Source organism: Nocardiopsis sp. TRM 82005 (genome assembly GCF_056312425.1).
Genome location: NZ_JBWDTQ010000005.1, coordinates 165,047 through 187,771, shown reverse-complemented (window position 1 = coordinate 187,771; position 22,725 = coordinate 165,047). Strand labels below are relative to the sequence as shown.

At 71.8% G+C, this 22,725-nt stretch carries 24 protein-coding genes and 1 pseudogene; 16 read left to right on the top strand and 9 right to left on the bottom strand.

Features of this window, described 5'->3' with window-relative positions; genetic code table 11:
* The first annotated feature begins 99 nt into the window (after positions 1-99).
* The 10 genes from AC0T5L_RS03365 to AC0T5L_RS03320 all read left to right on the top strand — a co-directional run bounded on the left by AC0T5L_RS03365 (position 100) and on the right by AC0T5L_RS03320 (position 8,949).
* A complete protein-coding gene (locus AC0T5L_RS03365; RefSeq protein WP_476163844.1) occupies positions 100-429 on the top strand; it encodes a thioredoxin family protein in 330 nt (109 codons plus the stop codon).
* A gap of 96 nt (positions 430-525) precedes the next feature.
* Positions 526-612: a putative leader peptide gene (locus AC0T5L_RS03360; RefSeq protein WP_352983320.1), complete on the top strand. Its 87-nt coding sequence runs from the start codon at positions 526-528 to the stop codon at positions 610-612.
* 82 nt (positions 613-694) lie between these two features.
* Entirely contained in the window at positions 695-1,117 is a 423-nt protein-coding gene (locus AC0T5L_RS03355) for a DUF4395 domain-containing protein (protein WP_476163843.1), read from the top strand.
* A 78-nt stretch (positions 1,118-1,195) separates the two neighbouring features.
* A complete protein-coding gene (locus AC0T5L_RS03350) occupies positions 1,196-2,041 on the top strand; it encodes a sulfurtransferase (protein ID WP_476163842.1) in 846 nt (281 codons plus the stop codon).
* Complete coding sequence (locus AC0T5L_RS03345; RefSeq protein WP_476163841.1) at positions 2,038-2,343, top strand: DUF1416 domain-containing protein; 306 nt, start codon at positions 2,038-2,040, stop codon at positions 2,341-2,343. Before AC0T5L_RS03350 ends, AC0T5L_RS03345 begins: the two co-directional genes overlap by 4 nt.
* Before the next feature lie 470 nt (positions 2,344-2,813).
* Positions 2,814-4,964, top strand: a complete 2,151-nt coding sequence (locus AC0T5L_RS03340) for a hypothetical protein (RefSeq protein WP_476163840.1) — start codon at positions 2,814-2,816, stop codon at positions 4,962-4,964.
* A 91-nt stretch (positions 4,965-5,055) separates the two neighbouring features.
* A complete protein-coding gene (locus AC0T5L_RS03335) occupies positions 5,056-6,312 on the top strand; it encodes a MurT ligase domain-containing protein (protein ID WP_476163839.1) in 1,257 nt (418 codons plus the stop codon).
* A 10-nt stretch (positions 6,313-6,322) separates the two neighbouring features.
* Complete coding sequence (locus tag AC0T5L_RS03330; protein ID WP_476163838.1) at positions 6,323-7,033, top strand: type 1 glutamine amidotransferase; 711 nt, start codon at positions 6,323-6,325, stop codon at positions 7,031-7,033.
* 115 nt (positions 7,034-7,148) lie between these two features.
* Positions 7,149-8,069, top strand: coding sequence for an NADP-dependent oxidoreductase (locus AC0T5L_RS03325; protein ID WP_476163837.1), 921 nt, complete (start codon positions 7,149-7,151; stop codon positions 8,067-8,069).
* A 208-nt stretch (positions 8,070-8,277) separates the two neighbouring features.
* Positions 8,278-8,949 (top strand): DUF4352 domain-containing protein, encoded by a 672-nt coding sequence (locus tag AC0T5L_RS03320; RefSeq protein ID WP_476163836.1) that lies wholly within the window; start codon positions 8,278-8,280, stop codon positions 8,947-8,949.
* A gap of 84 nt (positions 8,950-9,033) precedes the next feature.
* Here the strand turns inward: AC0T5L_RS03320 and ygfZ are convergent, their stop codons facing one another.
* Positions 9,034-10,062, bottom strand: coding sequence for a CAF17-like 4Fe-4S cluster assembly/insertion protein YgfZ (gene ygfZ / locus AC0T5L_RS03315; RefSeq protein WP_476163835.1), 1,029 nt, complete (start codon positions 10,060-10,062; stop codon positions 9,034-9,036).
* A 403-nt stretch (positions 10,063-10,465) separates the two neighbouring features.
* The gene (locus AC0T5L_RS03310; protein WP_476163834.1) at positions 10,466-11,005 is read right to left on the bottom strand and encodes a nitrobindin family protein; all 540 of its coding nucleotides are present in this window, start codon (positions 11,003-11,005) and stop codon (positions 10,466-10,468) included.
* A 209-nt stretch (positions 11,006-11,214) separates the two neighbouring features.
* On the opposite strand from AC0T5L_RS03310, the gene AC0T5L_RS03305 reads away from it, so the two are divergent.
* Positions 11,215-11,988, top strand: coding sequence for a GIDE domain-containing protein (locus AC0T5L_RS03305; RefSeq protein ID WP_476163833.1), 774 nt, complete (start codon positions 11,215-11,217; stop codon positions 11,986-11,988).
* A 14-nt stretch (positions 11,989-12,002) separates the two neighbouring features.
* Positions 12,003-12,365 carry a DsrE family protein gene (locus AC0T5L_RS03300; RefSeq protein ID WP_476163832.1) on the top strand — a complete coding sequence of 121 codons (363 nt, stop codon included), beginning with the start codon at positions 12,003-12,005 and terminating at the stop codon, positions 12,363-12,365.
* Positions 12,366-12,492: 127 nt separating this feature from the next.
* On the opposite strand, the gene AC0T5L_RS03295 is transcribed toward AC0T5L_RS03300, so the two are convergent.
* The 5 genes from AC0T5L_RS03295 to AC0T5L_RS03275 form a co-directional block, all read right to left on the bottom strand.
* Positions 12,493-13,239, bottom strand: coding sequence for a phosphoglyceromutase (locus AC0T5L_RS03295; RefSeq protein ID WP_476163831.1), 747 nt, complete (start codon positions 13,237-13,239; stop codon positions 12,493-12,495).
* Between the two features lie 52 nt (positions 13,240-13,291).
* Entirely contained in the window at positions 13,292-13,810 is a 519-nt protein-coding gene (locus AC0T5L_RS03290) for a YbjN domain-containing protein (protein ID WP_476163830.1), read from the bottom strand.
* A gap of 10 nt (positions 13,811-13,820) precedes the next feature.
* Positions 13,821-15,119 (bottom strand): D-inositol-3-phosphate glycosyltransferase, encoded by a 1,299-nt coding sequence (gene mshA / locus AC0T5L_RS03285; protein WP_476163829.1) that lies wholly within the window; start codon positions 15,117-15,119, stop codon positions 13,821-13,823.
* 110 nt (positions 15,120-15,229) lie between these two features.
* Positions 15,230-16,222 (bottom strand): alpha/beta hydrolase, encoded by a 993-nt coding sequence (locus AC0T5L_RS03280; protein WP_476163828.1) that lies wholly within the window; start codon positions 16,220-16,222, stop codon positions 15,230-15,232.
* Positions 16,223-16,326: 104 nt separating this feature from the next.
* Entirely contained in the window at positions 16,327-17,259 is a 933-nt protein-coding gene (locus tag AC0T5L_RS03275; RefSeq protein WP_476163827.1) for a YbgA family protein, read from the bottom strand.
* Between AC0T5L_RS03275 and AC0T5L_RS03270 the strand changes: the two are divergent.
* Positions 17,158-17,505, top strand: a pseudogene (locus AC0T5L_RS03270) (FAD-binding domain-containing protein); the annotation flags it as partial. The gene AC0T5L_RS03275 and the pseudogene AC0T5L_RS03270 overlap by 102 nt on opposite strands.
* A gap of 93 nt (positions 17,506-17,598) precedes the next feature.
* Here the strand turns inward: AC0T5L_RS03270 and AC0T5L_RS03265 are convergent.
* A complete protein-coding gene (locus AC0T5L_RS03265) occupies positions 17,599-18,129 on the bottom strand; it encodes an O-acetyl-ADP-ribose deacetylase (protein ID WP_476163826.1) in 531 nt (176 codons plus the stop codon).
* A 206-nt stretch (positions 18,130-18,335) separates the two neighbouring features.
* Here AC0T5L_RS03265 and AC0T5L_RS03260 point away from each other — a divergent pair, with 206 nt between their 5' ends.
* The 3 genes from AC0T5L_RS03260 to AC0T5L_RS03250 all read left to right on the top strand — a co-directional run bounded on the left by AC0T5L_RS03260 (position 18,336) and on the right by AC0T5L_RS03250 (position 20,138).
* On the top strand, positions 18,336-18,698 hold the full coding sequence (locus tag AC0T5L_RS03260; RefSeq protein ID WP_476163825.1) for a BlaI/MecI/CopY family transcriptional regulator: 363 nt from the start codon (positions 18,336-18,338) through the stop codon (positions 18,696-18,698).
* A gap of 5 nt (positions 18,699-18,703) precedes the next feature.
* Positions 18,704-19,648 carry a M56 family metallopeptidase gene (locus AC0T5L_RS03255; RefSeq protein WP_476163824.1) on the top strand — a complete coding sequence of 315 codons (945 nt, stop codon included), beginning with the start codon at positions 18,704-18,706 and terminating at the stop codon, positions 19,646-19,648.
* Between the two features lie 187 nt (positions 19,649-19,835).
* Positions 19,836-20,138: a DUF2516 family protein gene (locus AC0T5L_RS03250; RefSeq protein WP_476163823.1), complete on the top strand. Its 303-nt coding sequence runs from the start codon at positions 19,836-19,838 to the stop codon at positions 20,136-20,138.
* Positions 20,139-20,160: 22 nt separating this feature from the next.
* Here AC0T5L_RS03250 and AC0T5L_RS03245 read toward each other — a convergent pair whose 3' ends face one another.
* Positions 20,161-22,593 (bottom strand): hypothetical protein, encoded by a 2,433-nt coding sequence (locus AC0T5L_RS03245; RefSeq protein ID WP_476163822.1) that lies wholly within the window; start codon positions 22,591-22,593, stop codon positions 20,161-20,163.
* Positions 22,594-22,725 lie beyond the last annotated feature (132 nt).

The following is a 22,725-nucleotide window of genomic DNA, read 5'->3' as shown; positions in this document are numbered from 1 at the left end:
ACGCTTCCGGGAACCAGGGGGGCGCACGGGCGTACCGCCCCGGCGGGCGATCCGCGGGCGGCGCGCCGGAACGAGGACATCCAGGGGGAGGGAACCGACATGGCAGGATCCGACGGGGACGTGGCGCTCACCGCCGAGGAGATCGGCGCCGCGCTGGGGGAGCGGGCCACGCTCGTGCAGTTCTCCACCGCCTTCTGCCAGCCCTGCCGGGCCACCCGGCGGATCCTGGACGATGTCGCGGACATGGTCGAGGGCGTGGCGCACGTGGAGGTGGACGCCGAGTCCCAGCTCGACCTCGTCCGCCGCCTGGACGTCATGCGTACCCCCACGGTCCTGGTTCTGGACGCCTCGGGCCGGATGGTGCGCCGGGCCAGCGGGCAGCCCCGCAAACCGGACGTGATCGCCGCGATCGGTGCGGCCGTCCACTGAACCTCTTACCGGCAAACCCCCCACCGGGGCTGATACCACCCCTGTGATCCACCCCACCCGTGACAAACGCGTAGCGAGGGCTGTAGCGTCTGGGGTGTGACTTCCTTGACGAGCGCGTACCTGACGAAGCGACGGGCAGTGGACTTCTGCCGCGTCGCCGCCGCGCTCTGTCTGTGTCCCTAGGGCGGACGGGCTCTGAAGGCCCACGCCTCCTCCGTGCGACTGGTTCATCGTTTTCCGTGTACGCAGCTGGGGACATCACGCCATGCAGGTCGACCCTCGCGGGCAGCGCTTCGCGGCTGTCCTGACCACTCTCGTACTGGCCGCGGCCCTCGCTACCGGTAACCCCTGGATCCTCGGTTTCCAGGCGCTGGTCTTCGTCGTCGCGGTGGTCCTGGGAGTCCACCGGTCGCCCTACGGCCTGTTGTTCGCCGCTGCGATACGCCCCAGGCCCGGCCCCTCGTACTCGTCGGAGGACGCCCGGCCGCCCCGGTTCGCACAGGGAGCGGGACTCGCCTTCGCCGCACTCGGACTCGCCGGATACCTGGCGGGACCGGAGTGGCTCGGTATCGCCGCGACCGCCCTCGCACTCCTCGCCGCCTTCCTCGACGCCGCGTTCGGCTACTGCGCCGGATGCGAGACCTACCTTCTCGGTCGGCGCCTGCTGGCGCCGGGAAGGACGGCCTGATCCCCGTCCCCGGGCGGCCAGCCCCGGGAACACCGACCCACACACGCGACACCGCACAAGAAACACAGGAGGTTCCCCATGAGCCGCTCCGACGTCCTCGTGGACGCCGACTGGGTGGAGGCTCACCTGGACGACGACAGCGTGGTCCTTGTCGAGGTCGACGAGGACACGTCCGCATACGACAAGGGGCACATTCGCGGCGCCGTCAAGGTCGACTGGAAGACGGACCTCCAGGACCCGGTACGCCGTGACTTCGTGGACCGCGCCGGCTTCGAGGAGCTGCTGTCCGCCAAGGGCATCGGCAACGACGACCAGGTCATCCTGTACGGCGGCAACAACAACTGGTTCGCCGCCTACGCCTACTGGTACTTCAAGCTCTACGGCCACGACAGCGTCCGCCTGCTGGACGGCGGCCGCAAGAAGTGGGAGCTCGACTCCCGCGAGCTGGTCGAGGAGGTCCCGGAGCGGGCCCGCACCCAGTACACCGCCAAGGAGCAGGACTCCTCGATCCGCGCCTTCCGCGACGAGGTCGTCCAGGCCATCGGTGCCAAGGACCTGGTGGACGTGCGCTCGCCCGACGAGTTCACCGGCAAGCTGCTCGCCCCCGCGCACCTGCCGCAGGAGACCTCGCAGCGCCCCGGCCACATCCCGACCGCGCGCAACATCCCGTGGGCCAAGACCGCCAACGAGGACGGCACCTTCAAGACCGCCGACGAGCTGCGCGACCTCTACACCGAGGCCGGGGTGGACCTGGGCAAGGACATCATCGCCTACTGCCGGATCGGCGAGCGCTCCTCGCACACCTGGTTCGCCCTGCACGAGATCCTGGGGCTGGAGAACGTCAAGAACTACGACGGTTCGTGGACCGAGTACGGCTCCCTGGTGGGCGTCCCGGTCGAGCTGGGGGAGGCCGAGGCCAAGTGAGTGACAGCTGCGGAGCACCGGTCGGCGGCGTCGCCCTCGCCGACGTCGACGCGGGCGACCAGGCGGTCATCCAGGGCACGGTGACCCGTGACGGCGAGCCGCTGCGCGGGGCCTATGCCCGTCTGCTCAACTCCTCCGACGACTTCGTCGGCGAGGTGGCCACCGGCGAGGAGGGCACGTTCCGCTTCTTCGCCGCTGACGGCTCCTGGAAGGTCCGCGTGCTGGCCTCCAAGGGCTTCACCGGCGAGTACACGGTGCAGGCCGAGGTGGGCAAGGTCATCGACCTGCAGGTCCAGGCCTAGTACCTGGGAGCTCAGCCCCAACGGGGTGCCGTTCGGGCGCCGGCGGGGTTCTGGAGGATTCGTAGGTGTGGCTGTGAGGAACGAGTCGTCACACCGGAGGATCCGAGGGTTCCCGCTTGTAGGTCGCCCGAACACGGAGAGGCTCCGCGCCGCAGGCGTCCGTTGAGGGTGGCGGAGGGCGACGGGCGGGCGAAGCGGAGCCCCAAAGAAAGTACGGGCGCCGGTGCCGACGGGAGACCGTCGGCACCGGCGCCCCGCGTTTCGTCCCCAGCCTGTGGGCTCACCGCCCCGGCCGGGCGTTACGCCCGGATTTGCGAACACACTCCGGATTCGTGTTAGGTGCCGGCGGGTCCGTGACAAACATGCGGGGCGGGTGACAGCATTCTGCCCACACTCCGGTTCGGTCGGAGCCCTTGCGTGGACGAGTCTCCGGCCGCCCCCACGACGGCCGGTCAGGAGGTGTTCGGACGGTGCCCAACCCCCGGTCAGGCGGCGAATCCCGAGGCGAGGCCCGTACCTACGTCGGCTGGCGGCACGCCGTGCTCCTGCCGCACCCGGGTCCGGCACCGCGCCGTCCGACGCCAGCCGACGGCGAGACCGTCAGCGATGAGTGGATCGCCGCCCAGCGCGACAGCGAGGCCCGGACCAACCGGCCGCTCTACTACGCCCTGGCCGGGCTCGTCCTGTTCGTCCTGCTGTTTCCGCTGCTGTGGACGCTGCGCATCCTCCCGGGCAGTTTCGCCCTCGGCGGCGTGTTCGCCTGCGTCGCCATCGCCGCACCCATCGCCTTCGCCCTGGCCCAGAGCCGGCAGGTCATCGCCGAGCGGCTGGAGAGGGCCCGCGAGCGCCTGGCCGCCGAGCGGGACGAACGCGACCGCGCCCTGCACGAGCGGCAGCGGGAGCACGCCCGCAGGTACACCGAGTGGCGGGCGGCCGCCCGCGCCTACGAGGCGCAGCCCCTCTGGCACGGGGTGACCGCCGACACCGACACCGACGCCGTCGTCGTGGCCGGCGGCGACGATGCCGGATGGTCCGCGCTGCTCGCCACCGTCGGCCTCTCCCGGCTGCGCGAGGGAGGCGACCTCACCGTCGTCGACCTCACCGGCCGCTCGGTGGCCCGCGAACTCGTCCGGCTGGCCCGGCGCTGCGCCGTCGCCCCGCGCCGCTGGGTGCTCCCGGCCGACCTGCCCCGAATGACCCTGGGCACCAACCTGGACGCGGGCCAGCGCGCCCGCGTCCTCTCCGCCGTCGCGGCCGCGTCCGGCGACACCGACGGCGTCGACGCCGACGAGACCCTCCTGCTGCGCCTGCTGGAGGTGCTGGGGCCGCGTGCCGGGATCGCCGAGCTCATCGGCGGCCTGCGCGCCCTCCTCACCCCCGAGGACGACGCGGCGGAGGACGACCCCGCGCTCGCGCTGCTCACACCGGTGCAACGCGTCCGGGTGCGCGAGCGCTGTGCCGACGGGCCCGGGATCCGCAGGCGCGCCTGGGAGCTCGAACGCCGCCTCAGTCCCTTCGAGGCCGTCGGCACCCGTGCGGACGACGCCGAATACGCCCAGGTCAAGATCATCTCCACGGACAGGGCCTCCGGCAGAGCCGCCGCACGCGTCTACGGCACCTACGCCGTGTCCGCGCTCAGCGAGCTGCTGGAGGCTCCCGAGGCACCCAGGACCGTGGACGGCAGGCGTGTCAGGGTGCGTCCTGACCGCACCCGTACCGTGGTGGTCTGCGGTGCGGATACCCTCCCCCCGGGAGAGGTCGACCAGGTCCTCGCCGCTGCCGCTGACGGCGGAGTGGAGGTCGTCCTGATGTTCCGGACGGCCACCCCCGCCGCCCTCGCCCGATTCACCGACCCCGGTTGCCTGCCCGTGGTGATGCGTCAGGACGGCGGCTCGGCCGAGACCGTGGCCCGCGCCGTGGCCGCCGGGCCCGGTGGCGCGGGCCACGACCCCGACGGGCTGCGGCTGCACCTCCTCACCGAGGTGATCGGCGAGGCCGTGGGCGACTCGGTCACCGGCGCCGAGGAGGACCCCGACTCCGAGGTGGAGGCCGACGACCGGTTCTTCCCCTCCCCCCACACCGAGTCCGGCGCGGTGATCCGCAACGCGACCGCCGCGATCGCCCCTCTCGACCTCGTCCGCCATGTGAGTTCCGACACCGTCTGGGGTCGGGCCACCGCGCAGGCCGTCGGGGTCGACGCGCCCGCCACCGTCGAAGGCGACGCCGCCCTTCCGGTCCGTACCTGCGGCTTGGACGCCGAGTCGCTGCGCGGCCTGCCCTCCACCGCGGCCCTGGTCCTGACCGCGGGCGGTCCCGTGCTGGTCGACACCAACCCGGGTATCCTCTCCCTGTCCACAGCCACCCTCGCCACGGTGGACGACTCCCGGAACACCGTCGCCGGACCGGACGTTGAGGACGGTGACACGGCGGCCGGGAACGGACCCGGCAGGGGACGGCGCGTCGCGGGTGTCCGCCCCCGCATGGCGCCCTCCGGTCCCACCGACCCTGACGCGCCCGAGGGAGCCGCCTCCGAGGACGGGTTCCCCGCGCCGGTGGGGGCCGACGGCCAGGTTCCGCCCAATCTGGGGCCGCCGCCCGAGCGGTTGGACTGGCGGGTCTGATCCGAGGTGGACAATAGGCTTGGCCCGACACATCGCCCGCCGCCTCCCAGGAGCGAATGGCGCGGGTGATCCAGCAATTCTGGAGAATGAGATGAGCGAGCTTCCCTTGCGCGCCCAACTGGCATCTGTTCTGGGAAGGAGCGCAGCCGGCCTGTCCCGTGCCACCGGGCGGGGAGACGGCTCCGTGATCGGTGGCCGGGTGGCGCTCAAGGTCGAACCCGACCTGCTCGCCAAGCTCGCCCGGGGCCGCAGGCTCGCCCTGGTCAGCGCTACCAACGGCAAGACCACCACCACCAAGCTCATCGCGCAGACCCTGCGCGAGTTCGGCGACGTGGCCACCAACGAATACGGCGCGAACATGCCCACCGGGCACATCACGGCGCTGTCCGACAACACGTCCGCCGTCAACGGCGTGCTGGAGGTCGACGAGAAGTACCTCCCCCAGGTGCTGCTCGCCACCCAGCCCGCGTTCGTGGTGCTGATGAACCTGAGCCGCGACCAGATGGACCGCGCCTCCGAGATCAACCTGCTCGCCAAGAAGTGGCGCACCTCCCTGGGCAAGAGCAACGCCCACGTCATCGCCAACGCCGACGACCCGCTCGTGGCCTGGGCGGGGCTGGGCGCGCCCAACGCCACCTGGGTCTCCGCGGGCCAGCGCTGGAAGGAGGACTCCTGGTGCTGCCCCGAGTGCGGCGGCCACCTCAAGCGCGACGTCGACCCGTACTGGGAGTGCCCCGAGTGCGGGCTGGCCCGGCCCCAGACCACCTGGTCGGTGGACAACGAGTCCGACACCCTCCTGACCCCGGAGGGCCAGCGCGTCAAGCTGCGGCTGAACCTTCCCGGCGACGCCAACCGCTCCAACGCCGCGATCGCCGCCGCGACCGCCACCGGGTACGGCATCCACCCCGAGCGCACCGTGGAGCGGCTGCGTGAGATCACCTCGGTCGCGGGCCGCTACACCTCGGTGGTGACCATGGGCGTCGAGGTGCGGCTGCTGCTCTCCAAGAACCCCGCCGGGTGGCTGGAGTCCTTCGCGGTCCTGGACCCGCCCCGCACACCGGTGATCCTCGCGGTCAACGCGCAGGTCCCCGACGGCAAGGACACCTCCTGGCTGTGGGACGTCGACTACACCGTGCTGCGCGACCGACGCGTGTTCGTCATGGGTGAGCGCCGCACCGACCTCGCGCTGCGCCTGGAGACCGACGGCGTCCAGTTCGAGGTCGCCGACCGGGTGGACGAGGTCCTGAACCGCCTCAAGGCGGAGCAGCCCGACATCACCAAGGTCGACCTCATCGCCAACTACACCGCCTTCCAGCAGATCCGCACGGCCTACGGCCGCGTCCAGTAGGGAGAGACCCATGACGAACACCAGCGCCCTGCGGATCGTGTGGATCTACCCCGACCTGCTGAGCACCTACGGAGACCAGGGCAACGTCCTGATCCTCAAACGCCGCGCCGAGCTGCGCGGTATCCCCACCGAGATCGTGCACGTCCACTCCAGCGACCCCGTGCCCGAGCAGGGCGACGTCTACCTGCTCGGCGGCGGCGAGGACCGCCCGCAGATCCTGGCGGCCGAACGCCTGCGTGCCGACGGCGGCCTGGCCCGCGCCACCGCCCGCGGCGCCTGCGTGTTCGCGGTGTGCGCCGGATACCAGATCATCGGTGAGTCCTACGGCGACGACGACTCCAACCCGCTCCCGGGCCTGGGCATCATCGACATCCGCAGCGGCCGCGGGCAGACCCGCGCGGTCGGCGAGATCGTCGCGGACGTGGACCCCGCCCTGGGCGTGGGCCGCATCACCGGCTTCGAGAACCACCAGGGCCGCACGGCCATTGGTCCCTCGGCCAGGCCGCTGTCCACCACGGTGCGCGGCATCGGCAACGACGACCACACCGAAGGCGCCTACCAGGGGCAGGTGCTGGGCACCTACCTGCACGGTCCGGCCCTGCCCCGGAACCCGGAGCTGGCCGACCTGCTGCTGCGTTGGCGCGTGGGCCAGGTGGCTCCGCTCGCCCCGTCCTGGGGGGAGCGCCTGCACGACGAGCGCCTCGCCGCCGGCCTGCGCTGACCGGTCCCCGAAGCGTGTCCGGGGCCCGGCGGGTACGTCCCGCCGGGCCCCGTGCCGTCTCACACGTCACGGCGTGTCGCGGAATGAACCACCTGGGACGATCGCTGTTGCGTGCATGAAGGCAATCGCACTACAGCAGTACGGATCCGCTGACGACCTGTCCCTTGTGGAGCTTCCCGATCCCAAGGTCGCGCCGAGCGAGGTCCTGATCCGGGTGAGGGCCGCGGGGGTCAACCCCGTGGACTGGAAGCTCGCCTCCGGCGGGCTCGACGCCATCATGGAGGCGGACTTTCCGTTCATCCCCGGATGGGACGTCGCCGGTGTCGTCGAGGCGGTCGGGCCCGACGCGAACGAGTACCAGGTCGGGGACGAGGTCTACGGGTACCTCCGCAAGGACTGGGCCAAGAACGGCACCTACGCCGAACTCGTGTCGGCAAACGTGCGCATGATCGCGCCCAAGCCGGATTCGCTGAGCTGGCAGCAGGCCGCCGGGGTCCCGCTCGCGGGCCTCACCGCCTACCAGTCCGTCAAGCGGACGGAGATCGGTTCCGGCGACACGGTGCTCGTCCACGCCGCGGCGGGCGGTGTCGGGTCGTTCGGCGTCCAGCTCGCCGCCGCCCGCGGGGCACGGGTCATCGGTACCGCCAGTGAGCGCAACCACGACTTCCTGCGTTCCCTGGGCGCGGAGCCGGTGGTCTACGGAGACGGCCTCAACGACCGGGTCCGGGACCTGGCACCGGACGGGGTCGACGCGGTGCTCGACTTCGTCGGCGGCGGGGTCGCCGGGGAGTCGCTGCCCCTCGTGGGCGACGCCGACCGGGTCGTGTCCATCGCCGACCCCGACATCCAGGAGCAGGGCGGCCACTGGCTGTGGGTGCGCCCGGACTCCGCCGACCTCGCCGAACTGGCCGGCCTGGCCGATGACGGCAGGCTCACCGTGCACGTGGACCGCGAGTTCCCGCTGGCAGAGGCGGCCGACGCCTGGCGCCTGAACGAGGCCGGCCGGACCCGGGGCAAGATCGTCCTCACTGCCTGACGGACCCGGTCCACCCTGACCGACGCGGGTCGGCCGGAACACCGGCCGGGCCCGCGTCGTGTTCGTCCGTGGGGATACCGAAGGTCCCAGCGGCTTCAGCGGCCTCGTCACCCGTCACCGGAGACACTGCCGGTCGATCTGATACGGGACAGATCAGGACAAAAGTGCGAAACCGGAATGAACCACACATGTCATGCGTCACACAGGCATGAGTACCAGTGGCCCGCGCCCGTCACCGTCCAACGGGCCCGGATCCTTCGCACGCGTCCTCGCCATCCCCGCCGCCGTACTCCTGGCCGGGCTCGCCTGCGTCACCATGGTCGTCGCGCTGGCGAGCGCACCGCTACCGAATGTCCGGCTGGTCGTGGGGGAGGAGGAGCCGGGCTCTGGCACCGCGCGGGGACCGAGCCAGGAGCCGTCCCCCGCATCGGGTACCGGACCCGGCGAGGAACCGACCACCGAGGAGGACGGGCCGACCCCGCAGTCGGTGCCACCGGAGTCCTACAACGGGGCTTCCACCATGTTCGGCGCCTTTCTCGTGGAGGTCGAGGCGGCCTACACCGACACCACCATCACCGACGGGAGAGGGACCTCCGACACGGCGCCCGCGGGCATGGAGTTCCACATCTACCGGCTCAACGTGACCAACCAGGGCACCGATCCGGCGGTCTTCGACACCTACGGGACCATCGGCACGACCACCGACGGCCTGGAGTACGTCAACGACGTCGACGCCGAGATCGTCGTGGCGTGGGACTACTTCTGGGAGGACGTCAACCCCGAGGAGAGCGTCACCACCCACATCATGTTCCTGGTTCCGGACGAGACCGAGTTCGCCGAGGTCAGGATCGCCGGGCACACCCTCCTCGAACCCCGGTAGGGGCCCGCGCGGGACGGTCCCGCTCCCAGCGGCGCCGTCGGTGCTCCACAGCGCCGCCAGGGGTCGAACCAGCGCGCCACACCGTCAGCGAGGACGGCGGCGCAGGTTGATCTGCACGTTGGCACCCGTGTCCGGGTCCACCACGGCCTCCTGCCCGGCGGCGATACCGTCCACCTTCAGGTCGGTCTCGGTCGGCGCCGCGCGCTTGACCACGCCCAGGGCGATCGGTCCCAGCTCGTGGTGGCGGGCCGACGTGCCCACCCGGCCCACGGCGCGTCCGTCCAGCTCGATCGTGGCACCCACCTCCGGCAGGCGCTCGGCGGTACCGTCCAGGTGCAGCATCACCAGACGGCGCGGCGGGCGGCCCAGGTTGTGCACCCGCGCCACGGTCTCCTGCCCCGGGTAGCAGCCCTTCTCCAGGTGTACCGCCCGGCCCACCCAGTCCACCTCGTGCGGGATCGTGCGGTCGTCGGTGTCCAGCCACGGACGCACCCGGTGCTCCGCGATCCGGTTCGCCTCGTAGGCCCACATGCCGGCCGGACGCGTCCCGGCCGCCGTGAGCGCTTCGGCCACCTCGGTGAGCCGCGCGGCGGGCAGGAACAGGTCGGCCTCCCCCTCGGCCTCGGTCGAGCGCACGGGCACATCGTCGAGCTGGAGGGCTCCGATCGCCTTGGCGCGGTCCGGGCCGAGCACGGTCAGCACGGCGCGGGAGTCGCTCAGGTCCTCCACCTCCACGCGCAGCATGAACCGCATCGAGTCCAGGAACTTCGCCAGCTCCGGCCCGCCCCCGGGTTCGGTGTGGACCCAGGTGGCCTCACCGTCGTCCATCAGGGACATGTGGTGTCGCAGGTGCCCACGGGTGTCCAGGACCAGCGCCTCAGTGGCGGCTCCCGGTGCCAGCCCCGTGGTCAGCTGGCTGGTGAGGTCGTTGAGCCAGCCCAGGCGGTCGGGACCGCTCACACGGACCACGCCCCGGTTGCTCCGATCGACCCATGCGCTCGAACGCTCGATGGCGCGCCCCTCGTGCGAGGGATCGCCGTAGTGCGCGGCGACCCCGGAATCGGGGGACTCGGCGCTCACGGCGCCCGGTGTGCTCAGCAGCGGCGAAGTCATACCGCCGAGCCTAGGACATGCTCCGCGGGTCCACACCCCGCCGCGTGCCACGACGGGCGGCGCCCACGGGGCGTGTCCTGGCCGCCCCGCCAGGGATGCGGAGAACACGCCTCCCACCTGCGGTTTTGCTCACAGAAAAAACATTTGCCCCACGGCTCGGGCGGAACGTAATGTCGGTGTCACGCAGGAAAGGAGGTGGTCCAAGTAATGATCGATCTTAGGACTGGCGAGGTGGCCGTCCGCTAGGACGACGCTCGCGTTCGCGCGACGTCGTTCGCAGCGAATCCCAGACGGACACCCGGACCCCGGGCTGCCGGCCTCGTCCGACCGGCCCCGCCTCCAAGGCGGGAGAGAGCCCGGGGTCTGCCCCTGTCCGGGGCAGGCCCCCGACTGTTTCCCCCGACTACTTCGCGGCGACCCGCTTGAGCTGTGCGGACATGTACGAGCGCAGGCTCTGGCCGCTCGCGGCCAGGTCCCAGGCGTACCCCAGCGTCTCCCGGTCCTCGCCGAACAGGCCGTACAGCCGGTGCGAGGCGGTCGCGTCGATCCCGGTCTCGGTGTGCACCACGGCGTCGGTGGACATCTCCACCCGGTTCGCGAACACGTTGCCCAAGTACACCTCGGTGAAGCCCTCGGGGTGCGCGATCAGCGCCTCCAGGTGGACGACGGTCCCGTCCTGTCCGTTCCCCCCGGCGTCGGACTCCGAGCGCACGCGCCAGTATCCCGACTCCTCGGTGACCAGCTCGCCCGGCTCGCCGTCCGCGTTCATCCGCCAGGCCTTACTGGTGAAGGCCAGATAGGGCAGGTCCGCCCTCTGCGCGAACTCGAGTTCCTGGCCGAACTGGAACTCCTCCACGTCGGTGTAGCCGGCGACTCCCACGCCCTCCCAACGGCCGAGAAGGAAGGACAGTTTCGCCAGATCGGGGTGTACCTCAGCGTCCATAACCTCCGAGGGTAACGGCGGCGAGGGGGTGGCGGTGACCACCGACAGGCCCGGGTGGTGGCCGCCACCCCCTCGCTCTGGTCTGGACATGCCCAATTGGCCCCGCTTTCCCGGAGAACTGGTAAAGATTGTCAGCAACGCGGTGTGGCCACGGGGCGTTATGCCAGCCGCTGTCGTATGACCTCACACACTTTCCAAAGGGGCGGCCTGTGTTACTGGTGATCGGTTCGGCGCTGCTCGTGGCCGCGGTGCTACTGCTCCCCCTGACCCTGCTCGCCCTGCGGCGCTGGCTGCGCCAGCGCGGCCTGGCCCAGCTGCGCCCGGGAGCGCTCGTGGGTAGGGAGGGCCAGCGCGTCACGCTCACCGGTACGGCGGCCCCCGGACCCGAGGGGCCCGTCTCCTCCGGCCTGGCCGGAACGGAGTGTGTGTGGCACGGCCATGAGGTGCTGCGCCACTACTGGCCGCTCAACCGCGACGTGGAAGAGGGCGCGGTCCGCGAGCGCACCTGCGACTCCATCGCCGACTACGGTTCCGAGGACCTGTTCGGGATCGTGGCCGAGGGCCGGTCCGGTGATGCCAACCGGGTCTTCGTCGAACCGGGCGACACCAGGCCCCGGGGGGCCGAGCTGTGCCTGAAGCGCCTGGTGGGACGCCCGCAGCCGGGTGTGGCCTCCCCGGCCGACGACCTGCTGCCACGAGTACGCGGCCGTATCTCGGGTGTCTTCCGGGGCGAGACCATCGAGTTCGAGTACCGCGAGTGGGTGATCCGCCCCGGTTCCCGGGTGCGCGTCACCGGACAGGTCCAGGTACGCGGCGGGCGCGTGGTCCTGGCCGCCCCCGAGGGCGGGACCCTCAGCATCGAGCACGGCGTGGACGACCAGCCGGTGCGTGTTCCTCCCCGCCGGACCGAGGTGCTGGTGCTCGCCGCGGCCCTCGCGGTCTGCGCGGTGGCGGGTGCCGTGCTCACCGCCGTCGCGCTCTGAGTAGGCTGGCGGCCATGTCTCGTTCCTTGGTGATCAAGGTCACCGCCGGGGAGGACGACCCCGAGCGGTGCAACCAGGCGTTCACGGTGGCCGCCGCGGCCCTGGCCAGTGGTGTCGGCGTCTCACTGTGGCTGACCGGGGAGTCGGCGTGGTTCGCGGTTCCCGGCCGTGCCGAGCGCTTCTCCCTGCCGCACGCGGCGCCCCTCGAAGACCTCCTCGACGCTGTGCTCGCCGCGGGCCGGGTGACGGTGTGCACCCAGTGCGCCGCCCGCCGTGACCTCACCCGGGACGACCTCGTCGACGGGGTACGCATCGCCGGGGCGCCGACCTTCGTGGAGGAGGCCGTCCAGGACGGCGCGCAGGCCCTGGTCTACTGAAGGGCTCCGCCGGGACCGTCCGTGTCGCCCACGAGCCGGAGCGGCGCCGGCGCCCCGGCTCCCGGACGCTCCCGTGCCCGCACCACCGGAGGCGGCGCGGGCACGGGAGCGGCAGCGGATGCGGGGGCTACTTCTTGCCCTGGTTGGCGACTGCCTGGATGGCGGCCTTGGCGGCCTCCGGGTCGAGATAGGTGCCACCGGGGTTGTTCGGCTTGAACTGGTCGTCCAGGTCGTACCGCAGCGGGATGCCCGTCGGGATGTTCAGCCCGGCGATGTCCGCGTCGCTGACGCCGTCCAGGTGCTTGACCAGCGCACGCAGTGAGTTGCCGTGCGCGACGACCAGCACGGTCTTGTCCGCGGCCAGGTCCGGGACGATCGAGTCGTACCAGTACGGCAGGGTGCGCTCCAGCACGTCCTTGAGGCACTCGGTGCGGGGCAGCAGCTCCGGCGGCAGCTCGCCGTAGCGGGCGTCACCGGCCTGTGAGTAGGTGTCGTCGTCCGCGATGAGCGGCGGCGGGGTGTCGTAGGAGCGGCGCCAGATCATGAACTGCTCTTCGCCGTACTCCTCGCGCGTCTGCGCCTTGTCCTTGCCTTGGAGCGCGCCGTAGTGGCGCTCGTTCAGGCGCCAGGTGCGCTCCACTGGCAGCCAGTTCAGGTCGGCGGTCTCCAACGCCAGGTTCGCGGTGCGAATAGCGCGCTTGAGGAGGGAGGTGTAGACCACGTCCGGCCGTACACCGGCCTCCTTGAGCAGTTCACCGCCCCGGCGGGCCTCCTCCTCACCCGTCGTGGAGAGGTCGACGTCCACCCAACCGGTGAACAGGCCTTTCGCGTTCCAGACACTTTCACCGTGCCGCAGCAGTACCAGAGTTCCCATGCGAGCCAGCCTAGCCACCCGGCCGCCGCGCTCGGGAGCCCACCCGGCACTCTTACCGGTCGTCCCGTCCGACCAGGTGGGTGAACGCCTTCAGATTGCGCATGTCGTGGCCGCGCTCGGCCCGCCACCGCCACTCCTTGCGGATCGCCGAGGCGAACCCCCGCTCCAGCGCCCCGTTGAAGTTCTCGTCCGAGTAGGTGAGCACACATCCCAGCAGCCGGTCGACCTCGCCGGGGACGACCCCCTCCAGCGGCAGACGGCCGCGGATGTACACGTCGCCGACCTCGTCCGCGACGAACGCCATCCCGTACATGTCCGCGTTCCGGCGCATCAGCCACAGGTAGAAGTCGGCGTGGTTCTCGTCCGGCTGGCGGCAGAAGAACGACGTCAGGGTGAGGCTGTGCAGCCCCGCCTCCAGCCACACGAGGGTCTTCAGCTTGGCTCTGCCCGGCAGCGTGACCAGGAACGCTCCCTCGCGAGGGCGCTCCACCTCCAGCTCGGCCTCCGCCACGGCGGCGGTGACCGCCTCGACCGCGGCGTCGCGAGCCGCTTCTCTACCCACGTCGTACATCCCTCCTCGGTCACCTGCACGCGGCCAGCGGCAGCGCGCGCGGGGTCGTACTGGCCCGGTACACGTCCAGCAGCTCGTCGACGGTCCGCGACCAGCCCAGGGTGGCGGCGTGTCCGGGTGCCGCCATCGCCAGCTTGGCACGCCACGCCGGTTCGGTGATCATCCGGTGCAGCTCGGCCGCGTAGTCGGCTGGGTCGTGCCCCCGCACCAGGACCCCGGACACCCCGTCCGCCACCGCTGTGGTCAGCCCGCCCACGCGCGCGGCCAGCACCGGGGTGCCGCAGGCCTGCGACTCCACGGCCACCAGGCCGAACGACTCCGAGTAGGAGGGCACCACGGTCGCCGCGGCCGCGCGGTAGTAGTCGGCCAGCCGCTCGCGGCTCTGCGGGGGTTCGATCCGCACCACGTCCGCCACGCCCAGCGAGCGGGCCAGGTCGGTGAGCAGCTCGGGCTCACGCATACCGCCGCCGGACAGGCCGCCGACCACGCCCACCACCAGGCGCGACCGCAGCGAGGGGTCGCGCTCCAGGAGCGCGGCCGCGGCGCGGATGAGCACGTCGGGGGCCTTCAGCCGCTGCACACGTCCCACGAACAGCAGGAGTTCGGCATCGGCGGGCAGCCCGACCCGCTCCAGCGCCTCCTGGCGCGATCCCGGGCTGAACACCTCCAGGTCCACACCGGGCGGGATGACGCTGATCTGGCTGTCGCGGGCACCGTAGTGGTTCCGCAGTTGGCGGGCCTCGTCGTCGGTGTTGGCGATCAGCTGGTCGGCCTGGCGGACCAGCTGGTCCTCTCCGAGTACCCGGGCCTGGGGCTCGGGATTGTCCCCCTCGGCCAGGGAGGCGTTCTTCACCCGCGCCATGGTGTGCATGGACTGCACCAGTGGCACGCCCCAGCGCCGGGCGGCCACCACGCCGACCTGGCCGGACAGCCAGTAGTGGCCGTGTACGAGGTCGTAGTGGCCGGGCTCGCCCTGGGCCTCGGCCCGCAGCAGCCCGAAGATGAACGGACACAGGTGTTCGGCGAGGGTGTGCTTGTCCAGGTGGCCGTAGGGCCCGGCGGGCACGTGCCGCACGTTCACGCCCGGGGCGAGCTCCACGACCGGGGGCAGATCGGGGCTGGTCGCTCGGGTGAACACGTCCACGGCCACACCGCGCTCGGCCATGCGCCGGGCCACCTCGACCACGTACACGTTCATACCCCCCGCGTCGCCGGTCCCGGGCTGGTCGAGCGGAGAGGTGTGCAGACTGACGGTCGCGACCCGGGACGGGACCGCCGCCTGTCCTCCCACGGGAACGATTCCAGACACCGGGCGGGTCCCTTCAGGTCGTGTGCACAGCCGCTGTCGTCAACAGCGACGAAGGTACACACTGTTCCCCAGCGGTTTGTTCGAGGGGCCGGGTGTTGACTCGGGGCGGCCTACGGTGTAGCGGACCAGCCGGAGACCAGGAAGTCGACGGTGTCGGGGAAGGCGCGCTTCCACGTCGCGAAGTCATGGCCTCCGTGCGGATGGAGCGTGGCGACCGTCATACCGCGCTCGGCAAGCAGGCCGGCGAAGCGCTCGGCCTCCCCGTGGATGCTGCCCTCCTGGAGCGGGGTGTGGTCGTCGGTGCCCTCCACCAGCATGAACCTGATGTCGCGCACCTCCTCGGAGTCCAACAGCAGGCTGGGCGAGTGGGGCGCGGTATCGCCGCCGAAGGTGCCGTGCGGGTCGTCCACACGGAAGTACCCGGCCCAGGACGCCACCTGCGTGTAGAGGCCGGGGTTGCGCAGGGCCAGCGCCGCCGCCCCGTACCCGCCCATGGAGAATCCGCCGACCGCGCGCAACGCGCGGGGGCGCACGTGTTCACCCTCCACGGCCGCCACGGACGCTCCTGTGACGAATCTCTCCAGGGCGAACCGTCCGTGGGCGGCGTCACCCCACTCGGTGGTGGTGCCCCGGTACTCCTGGCCATGCGGGGCGGCGATGACGAACTCGACCCCCGACCGGCACATCTCGCGGTCCATGAGCTCGCCGACGTTCTCGTCCATGAGGGTCTCGTGGGTGGACGCGGACCCGTGCAGCAGGTAGAGCACGGGCAGGTCAGCGCTGTCGGGTCCGGGCGGGCGGCGAATCCACAGGGGGCGCCCGCCCCCGGGAGCACCGGGGGCGGGCAGGGTCACGATCTCGTCGCTGCCGGGCTCGTCGCAGACCGACACCTGTCCGGGGCGGGGGACGGGCGCGGGCGTGGACGCCTCCTGGGGCAGGGGGGGCCGAGGCCCGCCGCCGACCACCCGGGCGGGCGGGCCGAGGTGGCGGCCGAACCGCTCCGTCATTCCTTCGGGCGAAGGCGTGGCCAGCGTGGCGACAGCCGTGGCGATCGCGCAGGAGGAGGCGAGCACGACGGCCCGCCGGGAGAGAGTCGCGAACACACCGAAACCTCAGAGTCGGGTCACCGGAAGCCGGTCGAGGACCAGGGGTGTCGCTCACTGTAGTGGATCGGTCTCAAGGCGTGTCCACGGTGTGGGGCGAAGGGTCAGACCGCGACGGAGTGCCGCAACCGCAGTTCGTCGGGGTAGGGGCGGAGGTAGGTCTGGTCGCGTGCCCACCCGACGTCCTCCGCCGCGCAGTGGTGGCGCAGCAGGGCCACCGGGACACTCAGCGGAACCTGCTCCCGCCGATAGTCCTCGATCGCCACCAACAGGTCGTGCCTGCGGGCGTCGTCCAGCAGCGTGCTCAGCATCCCGAAGGCGTGTTGCAGCGCGTTGACGTGTTTGCCCCTGCTCGGACGCACCGCCATCGCCCGGTGGAACGCGTCCGTGTACGCGGCCTCGGTCTCCTCGGGGGCGGCGGTCCCCGCACGTGCCACGATCCGGCCCGTCTCCCGGTAGCCGTCGGGAGAGTGCGACATCAGCTGAAGCTTGTGCCGGGTGTGCAGCGCGATCAGGTCGCGCGGGCGCCAGGGCGACTCCCACAGCTCTCGCAGCCTGGCGTGCGCGAACACCCGCTGCACGAACATCTCGCGCAGTACGGGATCCGTCAGGCGGCCCTGTTCCTCCACGGGCAGTGCGGGCAGGATCTCGGTGAGACGCCGGGCGAAGGCCCCCCGCCCCTTGCCGTCCACCCGGTCGCCGTCGTCGTTGAACACCGGTAGGGCGAAGAGGCCGCAGCTGGGTGACTTGTTCTTGAGCACGTACCCGTCCAGGCGGCGCGGCTGGACCAGATGTCGGTCGACGGTCCGCGCCAACTCTTCCGAGTGGTCGGCTCCGTCGGCGCTGGAGACGACCCGGTCCCGCCCGCCTCCGGGGCAGACCGGAAGCCAGTCCACGTGGCGGTCGAGTTCGTCGGTGAGGAAACGCGAGCGCGAGTGCCCTCCGTTGTAGCGCACCGGAGCGCCGAGCAGACAGCTGGACACCCCGACACGGGGACGGGCCGCTTGGTTCCTCGCAGGTGGGAGGCTTGTCTCCATAGGCTCCCCATACCCGTCGACCGGCCCCGGCACCGGCTCTTCCGCGGGAAGGCCCTCGACCTGTTCGTCTGGCGGCGCTGGGCGAGGGGGCGCTCGGCTCCGGCCGCCATCGTCCTGTTCACCCAGGATCCAGGACCCCGCGCGCACTGGCGTCAGGGCGCCGACCGCTTTCACCCCCACCTCGCGGACGGGGACGTGGCGAACGACTACGGCAGCTGGCGGTGGACGGCGGGCACCGGTAACGGCACCCGCCCCTCGGCTACCCGCCGCCCGTCGCAGATCCCGGCCGCTGGGACCGGGCACGGTTCCAAGCCGTCACACGGAGGGGTGTCCGTGTACTCAGCTGGGGTTGAAGGCCGCCTTGAAGGCCCGGAAGGCGGCGTCGTCGAACACGACCATGCGGATCTCCGGCACGCGGAGCTGAGCCGAGTGGATCGCCCAGGCGGCGATGCGCGCCGCGTCCTCGACCGGCCAGCCGTAGGTGCCCGTGGAGATCGCCGGGAAGGCGATCGATTCCGCGCCCAGCTCGTGGGCGACGCGCAGGGACTCGCCGTAGCAGGAGACGAGCAGCGCGCTCCGGTCCTCAGCGGCGCTGTAGACGGGGCCGACCGTGTGGATCACCCACCGGGCGGGCAGCCGTCCGGCTGTGGTCGCCACCGCGTTCCCCACGGGCAGGCCGCCCCCGTAGTGTCCTGCGCGTAGTCGGCGGCACTCCTCCAGGATGGACTTGCCGCCCTTGCGGTGGATGGCGCCGTCCACACCGCCACCGCCCAGGAGGGAGCTGTTGGCGGCGTTGACGATCGCGTCGACGCTCTGCTCGGTGATGTCGCCCCGGACGACGGAGGTCCGGGAGTGGTTCGGGGAGGCCATCGTGGTGCTTCCTTCCGTGCTGGAGGGGCAGTATCGACCCGGAGGTTACGTGAGTCCAGTCTTCCGGAGTAGGCAGTTCGCGGGAGGAGCCCTCGCGGGGCGGATCCCCGTCTTCCGGAAGGGCGTTGTCCCTTGTCCCGTAGGTGATGAGGAATTAACCTGGGGGTACGACAACCCGTAGTACGACCCCCGGTAGACTCACAGCCATGAATCGGCTTGGCGAACTCGAACGCGCAGTGATGGATGTACTGTGGGCACGGAACGAACCAATGACGGTTCGTGAGGTCGGTAAGGCTCTCGCCCAACGCGACCTGGCGCACACGACCGTCATGACCGTGCTCGACAGGCTCGCCAAGAAGAAGGTCGTCACCCGGGCACGTGAGGGTCGTGCGTGGCGTTACCGTCCGGCAGCCAGCCGCGAGGCATACGTCTCCGAGTTGATGTTCGACGCGCTCGGGCAGACGGGGGACCGCGACGCCGCCCTGGCCGCCTTCGTCCAATCCATGGACGACACACAGGCTGACGCGCTTCGGCGCGCACTCGCGGAAACCGAGCAGCCAAGGAACTAGTCCGTATGGTCAGTGCCGCCCTTCTCACTCTCGTCGCGGTCGGCTGCCTCATCGCCATGGAAGCACTCCACCGGGCGAAGTGGCCCTCCCGGGGCCCCTACACCGCCGTGATCACCTGGCAGGCGCTCGGCCTGGCCTGGGGCGTGTCCACCATCGGCGCGCTGCTGGCCTTCGGACTCTCCTCCTACCAGCTCGGCGCGGCCGGGGGTGCCATGGCCCTGACGGCCGACGTCGTCACCGGCGACCTACTCCTCGCCGAGCTCTCCCAGGGCTTCGAGGGCATCACCCACATCGCGGCCGTGGTCCTGGCGGTCGCGCTGACCCTCGTGCTCTTCTGCGGCCTGGTCGCCTCCTTCGTCCACGTGGTCCGCGTCCGCCGGCGCCACTACGACCTCCTCGAACTCGTCGCCAGCGAGCACCCCGACGTGCCCGGCGCCCGCGTGGTCGACCACCCGGCCGCCGCCGCGTACTGCCTCCCGGGGGTGCTCCGCTCGCAGGTGGTCATCAGCGCCGGAGCCCTCGCTGTCCTCGACACCCGGGAACTGGCCGCCGTTCTGGCCCACGAGCGCGCCCACCTGCGCCAGCGCCACGATCTCGTGCTGCTGCCCTTCTCCTCCCTCAAACGCGCCTTCCCGCGGGTCCGCCTGGTGCGCACCTACTACGAGAGCGTCGCGCTGCTCATCGAGATGTGCGCTGACGACCAGGCCCGCCGCAGGAGCTCCTCGCGCGAGCTGGCCATGGCGCTGCTGCGCTTCGGCGCCGCCGGGCCGGCGCCGGTTCCCGCCGGGGCGATGGCCGCCGTCCCCGAGGCCGAACCCGGGGTCGTACGGCGCGTCAACCGCCTCCTGCGCCCCGACGACGAGCTCACGTACCACGCGGGTGCCTTCATCATGGGCGGCTCCGCCTTCCTCCTGGCCACGGTCACCTGCCTCTGGCACATCCCGCTGTGACCAGCGGCGGCCCGCCGCCCCCGCCTCGGGGCGGTCCGACGCGGGCCCCCGTCCGGCCCCCTTCCGCCGCCCGCTCCCGGGTGAGACGCGTGTGATTCGTCCCTCGCCGGGCACGATCGGCGGGGCCGATCCGTTTACGGTGGAGAGCGGGCGGACCTTCGCTCGGACGTCGTCGGGAGTGTGCGTTTTGTTCCATATGATCTGGCAGGCCATCTATCTGGTCACGTTCGTGGCCAGTCTGTACGCGCTGATCGAGGCGATCCGCACGCCGGCCGCGGCGTTCGAGCTGATGGACAAACAGACCAAGAAGCTGTGGGTCGTCCTCACCGGTGTCGCCACGGCTCTTTCCCTGCTGGCGGTGTTCTCCGGCAGGGGGATGTTCGTCATTCTCGGCCTGGTCGCCACTCTCGTCTTCCTGCTCGACGTGCGCCCGGCGGTCAAGGGCGTGGGCGGCAACAGCAACAACAACGGCCCCTACGGCCCCTGGTAGTACCCGCTCCCAGCGGTCCCCCTCAGACAACGCCCCCGTGAGGTGCCTCCACCCCCTCCATGGTTCTCAGCGCCAGCCGGAGTGCTTCGGCGTAGGCGGGGTCGTCCGTGTAGGAGGAGTGGCCCAGGACCTCCGGCCGTCTCGCCTCGCCTGGCGGGGCGTCGTATGAGCGCGGGTCCGGCAGCGGCCCGGCCTGCTCCACGGTGCGCGGGGACCCCGGCCCCTCGGCGGGGGCACGCATCCGCACCGGTCCGGCGATCGCGTCGGTGACCCGCCACAGGTTGCGCCACGCCGACACCCGCTCCCGCAGGTCGGCGAACGGCTCCGGGCCGAAGTAGGCCGGGAAGTAGCGGGCGTACAGGCGGTCCAGCGGGGAACCGTGCGTGAGAAGCGCGATCCGCCCCAGGCAGTCGGTGGGTATCTGCCACACCGTGGCCGCCGCCAGCACCGAGCCCTGCGAGTGCCCCGACAGCACCACGTCCGTGCCCTCCCGGCACATCAGGGCCACCCGGGCGGACAGCTGCGGTACCGCACGCTCCGCGTAGGACGGCGGTGCCAGCGGGTGCGCCACCCTGGGCCAGAACGTGCCCACGTCCCACAGCGCGCCGACCGCCTGCCGCGTGGGCCGGTCGCGGTAGGCGCCGCGTCCGATCCACACCAGCGTCACCAGGGCCGCGCCGCCCAGCAGCGAGCCGATACCGATCAGCCACGACACCGTCCCCTGGGCGACGGCCCCCCGCACCTCGCCGGACACGGCCGTCGCCGCGGACGCCGGACCGGCCGTCAGGTTTCCCGACAGCGTCGAGTACAGCGCGAGCGCTCCCAGCGCCACCACGGGTAGCAGGAACGCCCCCAGCACGGACGGCAGCGCCTCGGTCATCCGGCCCGCGGCCCGCGCGTGGGCGATGTCCCAGGTCCGGTGGTCGCGCACACTGCGCGCGTAGTCCTCGGTGACCCCCGGCAGGTGCGCCCTGGTGCCGCGGCGCAGCACCAGGGCGAGCACCGCCACCACGGCCAGCGCGATGGCCGCCTCCAGGGCGAAGGCCAGCTGGAGCCACGAGTAGGCGGTCGGCACCGACAGCGGCAGGCAGTCCACCTCCGGGGTGGCCAGGGAGCCGCAGCCGCTCAGCAGGAGCGAACCCTGGTAGACGAGCGCGGCCGAGAACCCGCCGCCCAGTAGGGCGCCCAGGGCGGCGGTGGCCGGGCCCGCCAGGCCGAGCATCGCGGTGCCGTCGTGGGCCCGGTCGGAGACGAACAGCACCAGTGCTGCCACCAGCATCACCAGCACCAGGGCGACCTGGACCGCGAACAGGGCGTTGAGGACCGCCCCGTCGCCGGGCAGCCGTCCGGAGGCCTCCCACCCCGGGCGGGGCCACAGCGCGTACGCGGCCACCGCCAGCCCCAGAACCAGGGTGGTGTCGCGCAGCAGGCGGCAGATCCGATCGGCCCGCGCGTTCCAGCGGGGATCCACACCCGGGACCAGAACGCTCAGCGCGCTCGCCGCGACCACCACCGCCAGCAGTGCGGCCAGGGCCGTACCGGCGACCCAGGGGCCGGTTCCCTCGGGAAGGCCGGCCACCGCCGGCTCCAGGTCGTGTCGGAACGCCGGGATGAGCAGCAGCGCGGCAACCGTGCCGAGGGCCGCCGAGACGTGCGCCGAGCGCAGCCGTGCCATGGTCTCGCTGTTGCGCCAGAAGTCGGCGTGGCTCAGCGGGGCGGTCGCGCTGGGCTTGGGCGGCACCGAGCTGGTCACGACCTCGTAGTCGGAGGCCGTGCGCCGGGACAGCCGCCACAGCACCGCGATCACGGCCACCGGCAGCACCGAGCCCACGAGCAGGGCCGGACCCGGCGCGGACAGGGGAGACGAGGGCGAGCCCAGGAACGCCAGCCACGGGCGCGCCTGTACACACGCCTCACCCTGCCAGGCGGCGCACTGCCAGGCCACCAGGTCCATGCCGACCCCCGCCGCGGCCAGGGTGATGAGCACCGTCAGGGACAGCGCCAGCAGCCGCACGCCCGCGCCGTAGGCGTTGTTGGCCAGCCGCCGCGCCCCTGTCGGGCTGCGGTCCATCCGCCCCGGCCGCATCCAGTACGCCACGTTGACCAGCATGAACGGCAACAGCAGTAGCCAGAACGCGCGGGAGGAGCTCCCGGAGGTGAGGTTGCCCCAGGCGAAGATCTCCCGGCGCACACCCGGGACGGTCTCGGTGTCGGGCTCACGGCGCCACCGGAAGAACCCCGCCAGCCGGTCGCCGCCCACCCGCATCGCGGGCTCCACGTCCAAAAGCTCCTCGGCCTGCCCGCCGCTGACACCGTGCACGCGCAGCTCCACGCGGTCCTGTGCGGGCCCCGCGCGCTCGGCCGTCGCGGTCGCGGCGGAGGCCTCGGGGGAACGAGGGGCGGGGGAGCTCGGGTCAGGCCCGTACGGATTGAGGGATTCGGCGAGGTCCGACATACCAAGCATCCTGCCACGCTGAGTGTTCGAGTGTCAGCGCTCGATCGAACCTGTGGACAACGCCGGCGAGGCCCCGCCGGGCGGTGTCGCCGTCAGCCGGGGAGCCGGGGACGGGGTGCGTGGAAGGCGCCG

Bases quoted from the DNA above. Each gene is read 5' to 3' on its own strand.
- AC0T5L_RS03365 (WP_476163844.1), top strand. From the start codon at position 100: ATGGCAGGATCCGACGGGGACGTGGCGCTCACCGCCGAGGAGATCGGC.
- AC0T5L_RS03355 (WP_476163843.1), top strand. From the start codon at position 695: ATGCAGGTCGACCCTCGCGGGCAGCGCTTCGCGGCTGTCCTGACCACT.
- AC0T5L_RS03350 (WP_476163842.1), top strand. From the start codon at position 1,196: ATGAGCCGCTCCGACGTCCTCGTGGACGCCGACTGGGTGGAGGCTCAC.
- AC0T5L_RS03335 (WP_476163839.1), top strand. From the start codon at position 5,056: ATGAGCGAGCTTCCCTTGCGCGCCCAACTGGCATCTGTTCTGGGAAGG.
- AC0T5L_RS03330 (WP_476163838.1), top strand. From the start codon at position 6,323: ATGACGAACACCAGCGCCCTGCGGATCGTGTGGATCTACCCCGACCTG.
- AC0T5L_RS03325 (WP_476163837.1), top strand. From the start codon at position 7,149: ATGAAGGCAATCGCACTACAGCAGTACGGATCCGCTGACGACCTGTCC.
- AC0T5L_RS03320 (WP_476163836.1), top strand. From the start codon at position 8,278: ATGAGTACCAGTGGCCCGCGCCCGTCACCGTCCAACGGGCCCGGATCC.
- ygfZ (WP_476163835.1), bottom strand. From the start codon at position 10,062: ATGACTTCGCCGCTGCTGAGCACACCGGGCGCCGTGAGCGCCGAGTCC.
- AC0T5L_RS03310 (WP_476163834.1), bottom strand. From the start codon at position 11,005: ATGGACGCTGAGGTACACCCCGATCTGGCGAAACTGTCCTTCCTTCTC.
- AC0T5L_RS03300 (WP_476163832.1), top strand. From the start codon at position 12,003: ATGTCTCGTTCCTTGGTGATCAAGGTCACCGCCGGGGAGGACGACCCC.
- AC0T5L_RS03295 (WP_476163831.1), bottom strand. From the start codon at position 13,239: ATGGGAACTCTGGTACTGCTGCGGCACGGTGAAAGTGTCTGGAACGCG.
- AC0T5L_RS03290 (WP_476163830.1), bottom strand. From the start codon at position 13,810: ATGTACGACGTGGGTAGAGAAGCGGCTCGCGACGCCGCGGTCGAGGCG.
- AC0T5L_RS03275 (WP_476163827.1), bottom strand. From the start codon at position 17,259: ATGGAGACAAGCCTCCCACCTGCGAGGAACCAAGCGGCCCGTCCCCGT.
- AC0T5L_RS03265 (WP_476163826.1), bottom strand. From the start codon at position 18,129: ATGGCCTCCCCGAACCACTCCCGGACCTCCGTCGTCCGGGGCGACATC.
- AC0T5L_RS03260 (WP_476163825.1), top strand. From the start codon at position 18,336: ATGAATCGGCTTGGCGAACTCGAACGCGCAGTGATGGATGTACTGTGG.
- AC0T5L_RS03255 (WP_476163824.1), top strand. From the start codon at position 18,704: ATGGTCAGTGCCGCCCTTCTCACTCTCGTCGCGGTCGGCTGCCTCATC.
- AC0T5L_RS03245 (WP_476163822.1), bottom strand. From the start codon at position 22,593: ATGTCGGACCTCGCCGAATCCCTCAATCCGTACGGGCCTGACCCGAGC.